This window comes from Oribacterium sp. Sow4_G1_1 (assembly GCF_052116105.1).
In the GTDB taxonomy this organism is placed as follows: Bacteria; Bacillota; Clostridia; order Lachnospirales; family Lachnospiraceae; genus Oribacterium.
The window spans coordinates 23,176-35,682 of sequence record NZ_JBQKLS010000002.1 but is presented as its reverse complement, the minus strand read 5'-3'; the positions used below and the strand labels follow the sequence as shown (position 1 = coordinate 35,682).

The window sequence follows — 12,507 nt, the reverse complement described above, 5'->3', positions numbered from 1 at the left end:
TTACAGTTTCAAAAGCAGGATCGCTACCGCGAGGATATCCGCAGCGCCCCCCGGACTGATGTTCTTTTCGATGCAGGCCATGTTCAGTGCTTCGATCGCCCGCACCCCCTCCTCCGTAAACATCGCACCCATGCCGAGGATCGTACTGCTTTCTGCCTGCAGCCAGCACATATCCTCATAGGAGCTTCGGATGAACACGTTCGTGTCGTTCAGCACCGACATAATCGCGATCAGTGTGCTGACATGCACCGCATTCTCGAAATGCTCGGCGTGCATGCTGCCGGTATCCTGCAGGAGTCCGCGGCGGAGCGTCGCATGCGCAGCGAAGGCCTGCTGCAGCGCCTCATCACTGCTCAGATTCCGAAAACGACGCAGCCATGGCACGGCGGTATCCCGGAGGATCGGAAAGCCCTCCATCGCCTGTCCGCGGATGCCCCGCTCCCCATACGCCTGAAAGAGCCGCTCCCCATGCGTCTTCGGCGGGTGCCCGAGCATCTTCCGGAAGTCCTCTGCCATACTCCGTGCGGTCATCTGACGCGCCATGTCGAGGATCGCATCCACCGTGATCTGCCCGGCGATGATGGTCGAACTCGGCATCACCGACTCTCCGGCAGCGTCCATCGGCTGCACATCCGCTGAAGCCAATGCTTCCGGCGTCACATCGTCACTCGGCTGTAATTCTTTTTCCACCAGCTGCTCGCTCGTCGTATCCGCGCGTGCGTACAGTATGCCCGCCGCCGCCAGCACGATGCCCATGGTGAAGATCATGCCCTTATGCGTATTCACGCCATCGGTCGCCGCATACATCGCCTGCTCCGCCTCGAGGCCGATGCCGCGAATCGCCCGGAATACTTCTTCCGGCGTATGGCCAACTGCTGTCGCATCCATCCCCTCCGCAAACATGCGCACCATGTACGGTGTGATGGCTTCCGTGCTCGCGAGGAAGGTCTCATAATTCATATCACGATGCGCGCCGGTATCCCGACGATCCACGAGGCCCGGCTTCGGTGTCGCATAGACCTCGCCGAGCAGGGCGTTCCGCACCTGCCAGCCGATGCGCTCGAGAAGAGCCGCACGTGCTGCCGGGTTTCTGTCTGTTCCTGTCCTCACATCTGCCCTCCTCATCCTGCGCACGCAGCGTGCGCTCCATCGATCCAGATGATCTGCCACTTCCCGAGCGTCCCTATCGTCTCCACTACACTCGTCACTGATCAGCTCTCAGCCTCTCGCCTGTTCGATGATGCGGTGGATCTCCGCGACCATCTCCGGCACCGCATGGGTTCGATTTCGTGCACAGAGATGCGCCTCCTCTTCACACATGAGGCACTTCCGCGGTGGCATGCCGAACTCCTCGCGGCTCACCTTCTGTCCATCCTTCTGAATGACGTCGATGTCGAAGATGCGTCCGAGCCGGTCCGCATCCTCGATGAGACACATGAGTTCCTTCACACGGATCGCCTCCGCATCCACGGAAGCGTAATACACATATCCGGTCACCTCGACGTCCTTCTCCTCTGCTTCGATACGGATACCATTCTGGTCGAGGCTGTGCCCTATGCGCTGCAGCCCGGTTTCGAAGGCCCAGTAGAAATCCTCTCCCACCTTATGTGGGCCCGGGATGTTCAGCATGAAGCAGATCACCGGATGATGGAAGCGCGTGATGAAATCCCGCTGCTGCTCCACCCGATGATCCCGCGCGGCCAGCATCTCCGGCACTGTCACCTCATGTGTAAAATCAAGTTTCCTTTCCATAGCAGGCCTCCTCTTCTTTCTGTTTACAGCCTATTCTAACACACGACAGGGATATGAGGCGAAGAAAATCCCTCCGTTCGAAATCATCCCGGCACAGCGTTGCACAGCGCCCGCATGGACGGATACGAAAAAAGCGCTCTAGTTATCCCCCTAACCAGAGCGCCTTCGTTCATGAGAAGACCGTGTTATGCACGGAGAGGTCATGATCTGCTGACCCGAATCAAAACTCAGGTCCTGTATGATCAGTCTTTAAACTCGAATGGCTTGATCTGACGAACGACATCCATGACAGAGCCGTCACGTGCTTCGATGATACCGACAACACGATCACCGAACTGAACCTTCTCCGGCTCACCGGTGATGGAGTATGCGATGTCACGAAGCTCCTCGATGGTCTTGATCGGAAGACCCTTACCAGCGACAGCGTCGATGAGATCCTGACGCTTCGGATTGATGGCGATACCATAATCGGTTACGACGACATCGACATCCTCACCCGGAGTGGTGACGGTCGTACAGTCGCTGCAGATCGTCGGGATTCTTCCCTGCATGATCGGAGCGATCACGATGGTGCACTTCGCACCGGCAGCCGTATCCGGATGTCCGCCCTGTGCACCGGTGATGACACCGTCAGAGCCTACAACCACGTTACAGTTAAAGTGTGTATCGACCTCAAGTGCAGCGAGGATGACGAAATCCAGCTTGTTGACGTATGCGCCCTTGTTGAACGGGTTTGCATACTCATCTGCGGTGATGTAGAAGTGACGCGGATTGGTCGCTGCGGAGCGGATCGCATCCTGGTCGAAATCCTGGGTATCCACGAGGCAGCCGATGAGGCCTTCCTCGAGGAGGTCACACATTGGCTTCGCGATACCGCCGACGCCGAAGGACATGTGGATATTCCGCTCACGCATGATCTCTGCGAGGTACTTGGTGGAAGCGATGGAAGCACCGCCGACACCGGTCTGGTAGGAGAAGCCATCCTTGAAGTACGGTGTGTTGACAACGAAGTCTGTGCAGTACTTCGCCATGAGCAGCTTTCTCTGATCCGTCGTCGGCTTCGCTGCGCCGGTGGCGATCTTCGTCGGATCACCGATCTCGTCGACCTTTACGACATAATCGACCTTCACCTGAGAAATCTGTGCAGGAAGGTTCGGGAATGGTACCAGTGTATCGGTGATCGCAACTACGCGATCTGCATACTCTGCATCCACTGCGGAGTAGGAAAGCACACCACAGTCTGCCTTACCGCCGTTGGCGTTCAGGTTACCATACTCATCCGCGGTTGGTGCGCCGATGAAGGCGATGTCGATGTGGGTCTCGCCGCTCATGATGGCTCTGGAACGGGCACCGTGGGAACGCATGATCGCAAGTCCCTGAAGACGACCGTTTGAAATCGCCTTACCGATCTCACCACGCACACCGGAAGACTCGATGTTTGTGATGGTGCCATCGTCGAGCATGTACACGATCGGATCGTTCTGTCCGCCAAGGGAAGAAGCACAGATCGTGATGTTCTTGATGCCCATGGCATGAACCTCTTCCATGACCATGTTGAGCACCTTGTCACCATTACGGAAGTGGTGGTGGAAGGAAAGGGTCATACCGTCCTTGATGCCGCACTTTACGAGTACATCATGGATGGAATCTACGAGCTTGGAGCCGTTTGAATTGATCACGCACTTCACCTTATGGGAAGCGGTCTCATACTCATGGCCGTCGAAATGGTGGGTTCCCTGGAATACTTCCTTACCGGTTGCCTTTAAAATCTCCTCCGGAATATCTCTTCCTACTGCATTTATCATAATTAAAGATCCCCCTTATACACACCGGCTGCCTTTGCGAGCTTGATGGTTCTCTGTGCGCCGTCATAGAAAGCGATATCGATCATCTTACCGTCAACGGTGAAGACACCGATGCCCTTTGCCTTCTTGTCATCGATTTCCTTAATTACCTTCTCTGCGAAGATGATATCCTTTGTGGTCGGTGTGAAGATCTCATGCACGACATCGATCTGACGAGGATTGATGCAGGACTTTCCGTCGAAGCCCATGTCATGGATCATCTGAACGTCCTTACGGAAGCCCTCCATGTCATCGAGGTTCGTCCATACGGTATCGAAGCACTGTACGCCAGCGGCACGTGCAGCGATGATCATCTGCTGACGGGCACCCATGAGCTCAACGCCGGTACCGGTGATGTGTGTCTGCAGATCCTTTGTGTAGTCACCACCAGAAAGTGCGACACCGATCATACGGTCTGAAGCGGTGCAGACCTCGTAGGCATGCATGATGCCCTTGCAGGACTCGAGTGCAGACATGATGAGGGTGGAACCCGGCTCACGGTCGAACTCTTCCTCGGCTGCTACGACCTTCTCTTCTACGGCACGTACCATGTCGGCCGACTCGGTCTTCGGGATACGGATGACATCCGCGCCTCCAGCTACGACGCAGCGGATATCCTCCTGCCAGAGGTCGGTATCGAGGCCGTTGATACGAACGACACGCTCAGATCCACGGTAGTCGATGGTGGTCAGTGCATGGTAGAGTGAGAAACGCGCGGTATCCTTCGCGGTTACCGCAACCGCATCCTCGAGGTCCAGCATGAGTGAATCACACTTGTAGATGTACGGATCCTTGATGAGTGACGGCTTCTGTGCGTTCAGGAACATCATGGATCTTCTCAGTCTCTTCTTGTTCGGATTCTCAATCATCGGATGGCACCTCCCCATGGTAAATTCGTGTACTGATCTACCGAACGGTATACAGCACCTTCGATACGCGCCTTGATCGTGCAGTCGAGTGCACCCTTGTCGACGATGGAGATCTTGACATTATCGATGCCCAGATTCTTCAGGGTTTCCATGGTGACCTTGCGGATCTCGTTACCAAACTGATGTGCAACTGCGGAATCGAGAGTGAAATCGATCTTTCCGTCTCCCGGCTCAACCGTTACCTGGCAGTCACTGGATTCCATCGTGCCCGCTACAGCAGGTTTCTTAATTTCCATAGTTTCCTCCTTGTCAGCAGAAGCGATCCCCCAATCGCTCCCGCAGCTCCATAAGTTACGTGTTTCGACTTAACCAACGCTTTTCTGTGTTTAGGCTATAGTAATTATACACTTCAGAGCGCCGGATAATTCTTATTTTTTGTGGTAATTCCATAATATAGCAGTCGGGAGATATAGTAAAATAGTTATATCATTATGGATGGCATAAGTTGTTCCTATATTTATACAATTCTGTATACACGAACGGGGAGATGACATGAATCTCCCCGTTTTTCATCATCCGAAGCGAGTTCAGAACGCCCTGGCTCTGTGATGATGGCGTGTTTTAAGCATTGGCATGGCCCAGCCTGTTAAAGTTGATAAGGCAGCCATCCATGACGATTCTCCGCTCGTTCTCGGTCATCGGAAGGACATAGAGCTCGATCTCGGTCGCCTGGCCATTCTTCAGAACATAAGCCTTGATATCGTCGAGTTTATTCTCCGTGAGTGCATGACGGATGCCTGGTACGTAGATGTAGTCGCCGACCTCGAAGCTGTCCGGCTCACCCTTCAGGTGGAACGGGACCATACCCCAGTTCATGCAGTTACTTCTGTAACGCTTGGTCGCATACTCCTGCGTGATGTTTGCGAGGGCACCGAGTACACGCTGGCAGGAAGCGGCCTGCTCACGGGCAGAGCCGTCACCCGGCTTGTTCGCGTAGATGGTGGAACCGATCTCGACCTCGGACGCCTGTACGTTCTCCTGGCCCGGGATCTGGTGGATCAGCTTGAAGACTTCTTCTACCTCCGCAGCGTTCTTACCGGCCTTACGTGCATCCTCGAGATCACGTACTGCCTTCGCACGGGCTACGTACTCCGGATCACGTCTCGAAAGCGTGAACTCTGCGAGGCCGAGCGGGTTCGAACGATAGGAGGAGGTTTCGCCGGACGGGATGAGCTCATCGGTCGTCGTAACCGGATCGAGGATCTTCGAAGCGACCTTGAGAAGGATGTGATCGGTCATCTCCTCCTGCTCCGGCCAGTCCTTGATGTTCGGTCCGAAGCGAAGCGGAAGCTCGAGATCGGCCTTGCCCCAGCCCTGGTATACACGGTTCTGGTAGGCCTTATCATCGTAGTTATACTCCGGGATATCGCCCCAGCAGTCGAGTTCCTCGGCAGAGGTCAACTTACCGCCGTTGGCTGCGGTCGCGGCGATGGAACGAGCGTCCATGAGGCATACGGCCGACATCTGACCTGCGCCCGGCTTCGAGCCCTCACGGTTCGGGAAGTTACGGGTCGTATGACGGATCGAGAGTGCGTTGTTCGCCGGTGTGTCACCTGCACCGAAGCAAGGTCCACAGAAGGCGGAACGGATGATGGCACCCGCATCCATGAGGTCTGCGAGCAGGCCCTTGCGGTCGAGGTCGGTATAGACCGGCTGCGAGGACGGGTAGACGCTGAGATAGAACTCGCTGTCGCCAATGTTTCTGCCCTTCAGTGCATGCGCCGCCTCAACAACATTGGTATAATTACCGCCTGCACAGCCGGCGATGATGCCCTGCTGCACCTGAAGCCGGTGATCCGCGGTGATCTTATCGAGGAGAGTGAAGTGGGCTCTTCCCTCTGCGACCTTCTCGGCTTCCTGCTCGGTCGCACGGAGGATGTCCTCGAGGTTATCATAGAGCTCGCTGATCTCGTATGCGTTCGACGGATGGAACGGAAGCGCGATCATCGGACGGATGCTGGAAAGATCGACCTCGACGCAGCCGTCATAGTATGCGACATCTGCCGGATTCAGCTCCTTAAACTCTGCACCTCTGTGATGCTGGTCAAGGAACGCCTTCGTTGCGGCATCGGTTCTCCAGATAGAGGACAGGCAGGTGGTCTCCGTCGTCATGACATCGACACCGTTACGGTAGTCTGCCGTCATGCTGGATACGCCAGGGCCTACGAACTCCATCACCTTATTCTTCACATAACCGTTCTTGAAGACCGCACGCTCGATCGCGAGTGCGACATCGTGCGGACCGACGAATGGCTGTGGCTCACCGGTGAGGTAGATGGCTACCACGCCCGGATAAGCGACGTCATAGGTCTGCTGCAGGAGCTGCTTACTGAGCTCTCCGCCACCCTCACCGATGGCCATGGTACCAAGTGCACCATAACGGGTATGGGAATCGGAGCCGAGGATCATCTTGCCACAGCCGGCGAAGTTCTCACGCATGAACTGATGACATACGGCGATATGAGGTGGAACGTAGATTCCGCCGTACTTCTTTGCAGCGGAGAGTCCGAAGTAGTGGTCGTCGTCATTGATCGTACCACCGACCGCGCAGAGTGAGTTATGGCAGCAGGTCAGCACGTATGGAAGCGGGAACTTCTCCATACCGGATGCACGTGCAGTCTGGATGATGCCGACGAAGGTGATATCATGAGATACCATCGCATCGAACTTGATCTTCAGCTGATCCATGGTCTCCGCCGTATTGTGAGACTTCATGATACCATAGGCGATCGTGCCCTTCTTCGCCTCTTCCTGGTTTGCCGCCTTTCCGGTCAGCTGCTCGACTCTTGCGGACTCCGATGCCGGAATGATCTCGCTTCCGTGCACCAGGTAGACGCCACCTTCATGTAACTTTACCATATGTACCTCCTTGGGTTTTATGTTCCTGTTCAGACGAGAAGATCAGAAGGATGCACGACCTCTTCGTATGGCTTCTACTGTGCGTCCTCCGCGTTTCCCTGACTGAACGGTTAATTATTAAAATGAATAACTTTGTTATCGATATAGTATCTCAAATGCAGGTATCGCAGAGTTCGATATTTTGTTATACTAGTTATCGATAATTCCGATATAATACGTAATTCTGTCAGGTACAGATATAATTAATAATAATTATTAGAATAAGTTCGAGAGGAGCTGCTCAAATGGAACTGAAGGATCTTAATTTTCTGATTGCGATTTATGAGGAGAGGAGTATTTCGCGGGCGGCGGAGCGTCTCTATATGGCGCAGTCGAGTCTGTCGCAGTTTCTCTCGAATTATGAGCGGGCGCTTGGGTACCGGATCTTCGTGCGCACGGCGAGTGGTGTGCGTCCGACGGAGGCGGGGGAGCTGCTACTCTCCTATGCCTATAAAGCGACGGCGGAGTACAAGCGCGTCCAGGATGAGATGCAGGATACAGCGAATCTGAAAAGCGGCAGTGTTATTCTCGGCATCAATACATTTCGGGGATCCTATATGCTGCCTCCGGTGCTGAATGCCTTTCATATGAAGTATCCAAACATCCATGTGAAGGTCGTCGATGGTCGTACGCGTATGCTCGAGCAGCTCCTCACGAATGGAGATCTCGATCTCGCCCTGCTGGCCACTCCGGACAAGCACAGTCGGATCGAATCCGAGTACCTGATGACCGACGAGATCTGTCTCATCACGAGTCCGACGCACCCGATCATGAAAAAGGCGAAAAAAAATCGACAGCACAGCGGAACCTCGCAGATTCCGATGTACGTCGATCTTCGGGATGCGGCGAACTATGAATTTAATCTCTGTGGTACCGATACGATGCTCGGACAGTACGCCCGCCGGATCTTTCTGAAAAACGAGCTGACACCCATCACGTATAATGATAACATGTCGGTCCTGCTGGCCTCTTCCCTCGGAGCCGCCGGGCAGGGGCTCGCCTTCACCTACTACAGTTCCCGTCACTACTTCCGAAACGCAGAGTTCCTCTCCCTCGGGAAGGACGGCGGCACCATCGAGATCTCGACGGCACTCGCCCCTGGCCGCTATCATAGCAAGGCCACGCTCGCACTTCGGGATATCATGCACGAGATTCTAACGTGAATTTCCCATATAATGCATAACCGGGTGTATAGAAAAAACCGCCGAGAACCTTCTGGCAGGAGGCCGCCTGCTCACGGCTGGAGCCATCCCCGATCTGGTCGGAAACCATGAGGGAACCGAAGGTTACGCCATTCGGATCACCCGCATCCCGGGATGTTTTCGGCGCCTGCTCGAAGTTTGGTGCTGCTTCGAGGACACGAATCGCCTTTGCCGTCGATACATACTGCGGATCACGTGAAATCATCGTGAAGCCGGAAATCTTCTCCGGATTCGAGCGATAGGAGCTGGCCTCACCGGATGGCACCAGCTCATCCGTGGTGACAGAGCCCTGATAGGAGCCGGCCACCTTCAGAAGGAGATGCTCCTTCAGCGGGGCCATCTCCGGCCAGTCCGCGATGTTCGGGCCCTTCACGAGCTTGACCTTCGGATCGGCATGACCATAGTTATCGTAGATCTGATGCTCATAGATCTTCTCGTTAAAATGAGGATGAAGGTTCCGATACTCTACGTTCGTAAGCTCGGTCGCGGCAGTAAGACGGCCGCCGTTTCGAACCGTTGCGGCGATCGAACGCGCATCCATGAGGCATACCGCCGCCATCTGTCCCTGCCCAGGCTTCGAGCCCTCTCGGGTCGCGTAGTTTCTCGTCACATGACGGATGCTCAGCTGGTCGTTCGCCGGTGTATCGGTGACACCGAAGCATGGTCCGCAGATGCATGGTCGCATCGTGACGCCGGCGATGGCCAGCTCTGAGCCGATGCCCTGGCGCATCAGGTCCTCCATCACCGGAAGGGAGGCCGGGTTCACGTGCAGGTTCAGGCCGTTGCCCGGGATACCATTGATCTTTCCGCCGCCGGCCATCTTCTCACGCATATACTGGTGGAGGACACCGCGATAAAGCGGCACGAAGATACCGCCGAACTTTTCAGCATTGGATAAGCCGAAGGCATGATCGTCCTCCAGGATCGTACCGCCGACGGCACAGAGGGTGTTGTGGCAGTTGGACAGCACATACGGCATCGGGAACTTCGTGAGTCCGGATGCGCGTGCCGTCTGCAGGATATTGACATAGTTGTTGTCCGGGGAGACCATGCTGTCAAACTTCAGCTCGAGATGCCGCATGTCGCCACTGTGATTGTGGGCCGCCAGGATACGATAGGCCATGGTTTTCTGACGACCAGCCTCGACCGCATGGGAAGGTGCCGCACTGGCGTCGGAAACATTGCCCGCCGCATCGAGGATGACGCCGTGATCAAATAAAGTTACCATCTTTTCTCCTTTTACGATGTTCCGGTGCTCATCACCTGAATCGCAGGAAATGATATCAAAAGAGCACCCTGTACTTGAGTCTAATTATACGGGTGCTCCTTCCTATAAGTAAAATATATTGATTTGTATATTTCGTATGCAGTTTTTTCTATCCGTTATTGCTTTTGCTGCTTTCTGCTTCAAACACCTGCTGCATCGTTTCGATCAGGCCGCGCTCTGCCTCGCCGAGGTAAATGCTTTCCTTAAAGACTGCATTGACCTCCCAGCAGTCCGGCGTCGGACCGTAATTATAAACACGGAAATTTGGATTCTGGAACGGCACGATGGCACGTTCCGGCACGATGGCCACACCGAGCCCGGAGGCCGCCAGCTGTGTCGCAGAGATGCAGCTCGATACCTCCATGATTTCCTTCGGAAGAAAATCGAAGCGACGGAAAACATCATCTACCTTCCGTCGGATGTACTGACCACGCTTCATAATGATGAACGGAAGCTCGCGAAGCTTCATAAGGTCGACCTCCGGAAGATCCTCGAGGATGTTTGAGGCATCGCGTACCATCTGACCACCCGGGGAAACGAGCATCTCCTCCGTAATCATATCCTTTCCGGCGACGAGAAACAGGCGCTCCGTATAGATGTACTCCGTCTTCACGCCGACCGGCAGATGATCCGTGCCTCCCGGCAGCACACAGAAAGCAATCTTATCATTCATGAGATTCGTGATGATCTCCTCAGACTTCGATTCCTGAAGATGGATCTCGATGTTCGGAAACTGTGCCCGGAACGGCCCGATCACCTTCGGCAGCATGTAGCCCGCCCGCTCCGTCGGGATGCCAATGTTGATGCGCCCTTTCTGCCCATGGCCGATATCTGCGAGCTCCCGCCGGAGATTATCCTTCAGCAGCATAATCTCCCGCGCTGTCTTCACATAGCGCTCACCGGCATAGGTCAGCGAGATCGGATTCGTCTTCCGGTCAAACAGCTTCACCCCGAGATCCTCCTCCACCTTCGAGATGATGTAACTCAGGGAAGGCTGTGAAATATACAGCTTCTTCGCCGCTTCCGTCACGCTATGATGATCCGCCACCGCGATGATGTAGCTCAGCTCCCTGAAGTCCATACGCATGCCTCCGTCAGATAAATGTCAAAGTCTATTATATATTAAAACCTGTATTATTCATAGATTAATTCTATATGCTAGTATGGAATCGTACAAATCTCAAAATAAATAGTGCGTAATATCGAAGAAATCGTACGGTGATGGTATGATGAAGACGCAAAAGGGAGGGACAGTCATATGTTGATAACGGCTACGGAATTAAAGAGTAACCTGGGAAAGTATCTGATGCTTGCCAGAACGGAAGATATTTATATAACGCGTAATGGAAAAATCGTTGCAAAGCTGTCGAATCCTCAGCAGGACAAAATTGACGTTGCAAAGTCTCTGTTTGGTGTGCTTCCAGCTGATATGACACTTGAAGAAGCAAGAGAGGAGCGACTGAATCATATATGAATATTACAGCAAATCGTCCCTACCGGTTTTTACTCCGAAAGAATTTATCGGCCTCCTCGTAAATCGTGAAGAAGGATGATGTACTAAAAACCGCCGATGACCGGCGGCTTTTTTATACAGCAAAAATAAAGGAAGTTCAGATCAGTCCCAGCGTCTTAACAAGCCATAACCAGAACGTCAGCGAAAATGCGCTGAAGAGGGTCGTCAACATGACGACCGACGAGGTCAGTGTACCCTCATGGTGCATGTTCCGCGCCATCACATAGCAGCTCACGGTCGTGGCAGAGCCGAGCATGACGAGAATCGCCACCAGCTTCTCGGTACGGAAGCCGAGCGCGACCGCCATCGGCAGAAAGAGGATATTAAAGCCGATGAGCTTCAGGAACGTGGCTCCGAAGGCCGGACCCAGCTTGCCGAAGGCCTTCTTAAAATCAAACATCGCGCCCATCGCCATCAGGCCGAGCGGGGTGCCGAGTGCCCCGACCTTGCTGCAGGTCGTGATCAGGATCTTCGGCTGCGGGATACGGAGAAGCGACCAGAGAAGACCCACCAGAATACCGATGATGATCGGATTCGTCACGATACCACGGGCGGTCTTTGAGAGCGTCTTCTTATCGAGTCCCGTATTCTCCGGATCGGTCAGGCTGAGTGCCACGACGGCCATCACATTATAAAGCGGTACCGCACCGATGATCATAAGCGGCGCCATGCCGGCGGTACCATAGATATTCTCGATGAAAGCCACCCCGATCAGGGAGGCACTCGAACGGTACGCCGCCTGTACAAATTCGCCGCGCTCTGCATGGTTATGAAGCATCCGTGACAGAAGTGCAGCGATGAGGACGCTCAGCAGCGTCGCGACGAAGCAGAATACGACGAAACGGGTATCCCAGGCTTCGCGGATGTCGAGTGCCGATACCTGCACGAACAGGTTCACCGGCAGTGGTATCAGAAATACAAACTTGTTTAACTTACTTGCAAAATCTGTATCAAGCCAGCCGATCTGGTGCAGCGCATAGCCCAGTACCATCATAAGAAAGATCGGCATCGTTGCATTGAGACTGAAGATCAGATTTTCCATAGAATTCTCTATATCCTTTCACATCATACCCCAAAGGCTGTCCCTTGAGCTGCGCCCGAT

11 protein-coding genes are annotated in these 12,507 nt (G+C 54.3%); 2 read left to right on the top strand and 9 right to left on the bottom strand.

All coding sequences use genetic code 11. The features are described 5' to 3' along the window. The 6 genes from ACTQ52_RS01635 to ACTQ52_RS01610 all read right to left on the bottom strand — a co-directional run bounded on the left by ACTQ52_RS01635 (window position 1) and on the right by ACTQ52_RS01610 (window position 7,384). The gene (locus tag ACTQ52_RS01635) at window positions 1-1,110 is read right to left on the bottom strand and encodes a triphosphoribosyl-dephospho-CoA synthase (RefSeq protein WP_441981588.1); all 1,110 of its coding nucleotides are present in this window, start codon (window positions 1,108-1,110) and stop codon (window positions 1-3) included. A gap of 108 nt (window positions 1,111-1,218) precedes the next feature. Continuing rightward, window positions 1,219-1,752: a citrate lyase holo-[acyl-carrier protein] synthase gene (citX, locus tag ACTQ52_RS01630; RefSeq protein WP_441981587.1), complete on the bottom strand. Its 534-nt coding sequence runs from the start codon at window positions 1,750-1,752 to the stop codon at window positions 1,219-1,221. Between the two features lie 242 nt (window positions 1,753-1,994). Continuing rightward, complete coding sequence (gene citF, locus ACTQ52_RS01625) at window positions 1,995-3,557, bottom strand: citrate lyase subunit alpha (protein ID WP_441226142.1); 1,563 nt, start codon at window positions 3,555-3,557, stop codon at window positions 1,995-1,997. Window positions 3,558-3,559: 2 nt separating this feature from the next. Further along, window positions 3,560-4,462 (bottom strand): aldolase/citrate lyase family protein, encoded by a 903-nt coding sequence (locus ACTQ52_RS01620; protein ID WP_441226217.1) that lies wholly within the window; start codon window positions 4,460-4,462, stop codon window positions 3,560-3,562. After that, window positions 4,462-4,761: a citrate lyase acyl carrier protein gene (citD, locus tag ACTQ52_RS01615; RefSeq protein WP_441226143.1), complete on the bottom strand. Its 300-nt coding sequence runs from the start codon at window positions 4,759-4,761 to the stop codon at window positions 4,462-4,464. Before citD ends, ACTQ52_RS01620 begins: the two co-directional genes overlap by 1 nt. 325 nt (window positions 4,762-5,086) lie before the next feature. Next, window positions 5,087-7,384: a hydratase gene (locus ACTQ52_RS01610; protein ID WP_441981586.1), complete on the bottom strand. Its 2,298-nt coding sequence runs from the start codon at window positions 7,382-7,384 to the stop codon at window positions 5,087-5,089. Window positions 7,385-7,668: 284 nt separating this feature from the next. Here ACTQ52_RS01610 and ACTQ52_RS01605 point away from each other — a divergent pair, with 284 nt between their 5' ends. Next, window positions 7,669-8,586, top strand: coding sequence for a LysR family transcriptional regulator (locus ACTQ52_RS01605; RefSeq protein ID WP_441981585.1), 918 nt, complete (start codon window positions 7,669-7,671; stop codon window positions 8,584-8,586). Here the strand turns inward: ACTQ52_RS01605 and ACTQ52_RS01600 are convergent. Together ACTQ52_RS01600 and ACTQ52_RS01595 are read right to left on the bottom strand one after the other, a co-directional pair. Further along, on the bottom strand, window positions 8,564-9,853 hold the full coding sequence (locus tag ACTQ52_RS01600; RefSeq protein ID WP_441981584.1) for an aconitase family protein: 1,290 nt from the start codon (window positions 9,851-9,853) through the stop codon (window positions 8,564-8,566). The genes ACTQ52_RS01605 and ACTQ52_RS01600 overlap by 23 nt on opposite strands. 148 nt (window positions 9,854-10,001) lie before the next feature. Continuing rightward, on the bottom strand, window positions 10,002-10,973 hold the full coding sequence (locus ACTQ52_RS01595) for a LysR family transcriptional regulator (RefSeq protein ID WP_441981583.1): 972 nt from the start codon (window positions 10,971-10,973) through the stop codon (window positions 10,002-10,004). A 177-nt stretch (window positions 10,974-11,150) separates the two neighbouring features. Between ACTQ52_RS01595 and ACTQ52_RS01590 the strand changes: the two genes are divergently transcribed. Further along, the gene (locus ACTQ52_RS01590; protein ID WP_441981582.1) at window positions 11,151-11,366 is read left to right on the top strand and encodes a type II toxin-antitoxin system Phd/YefM family antitoxin; all 216 of its coding nucleotides are present in this window, start codon (window positions 11,151-11,153) and stop codon (window positions 11,364-11,366) included. A gap of 136 nt (window positions 11,367-11,502) precedes the next feature. Here the strand turns inward: ACTQ52_RS01590 and ACTQ52_RS01585 are convergent, their stop codons facing one another. Further along, window positions 11,503-12,447, bottom strand: a complete 945-nt coding sequence (locus ACTQ52_RS01585; RefSeq protein WP_410042464.1) for an AEC family transporter — start codon at window positions 12,445-12,447, stop codon at window positions 11,503-11,505. Between the last annotated feature and the right edge of the window lie 60 nt (window positions 12,448-12,507).

Bases quoted from the DNA above. Each gene is read 5' to 3' on its own strand.
- citX (WP_441981587.1), bottom strand. From the start codon at position 1,752: ATGGAAAGGAAACTTGATTTTACACATGAGGTGACAGTGCCGGAGATG.
- ACTQ52_RS01605 (WP_441981585.1), top strand. From the start codon at position 7,669: ATGGAACTGAAGGATCTTAATTTTCTGATTGCGATTTATGAGGAGAGG.
- ACTQ52_RS01590 (WP_441981582.1), top strand. From the start codon at position 11,151: ATGTTGATAACGGCTACGGAATTAAAGAGTAACCTGGGAAAGTATCTG.
- ACTQ52_RS01610 (WP_441981586.1), bottom strand. From the start codon at position 7,384: ATGGTAAAGTTACATGAAGGTGGCGTCTACCTGGTGCACGGAAGCGAG.
- ACTQ52_RS01595 (WP_441981583.1), bottom strand. From the start codon at position 10,973: ATGGACTTCAGGGAGCTGAGCTACATCATCGCGGTGGCGGATCATCAT.
- ACTQ52_RS01600 (WP_441981584.1), bottom strand. From the start codon at position 9,853: ATGGTAACTTTATTTGATCACGGCGTCATCCTCGATGCGGCGGGCAAT.
- ACTQ52_RS01585 (WP_410042464.1), bottom strand. From the start codon at position 12,447: ATGGAAAATCTGATCTTCAGTCTCAATGCAACGATGCCGATCTTTCTT.
- citD (WP_441226143.1), bottom strand. From the start codon at position 4,761: ATGGAAATTAAGAAACCTGCTGTAGCGGGCACGATGGAATCCAGTGAC.
- citF (WP_441226142.1), bottom strand. From the start codon at position 3,557: ATGATAAATGCAGTAGGAAGAGATATTCCGGAGGAGATTTTAAAGGCA.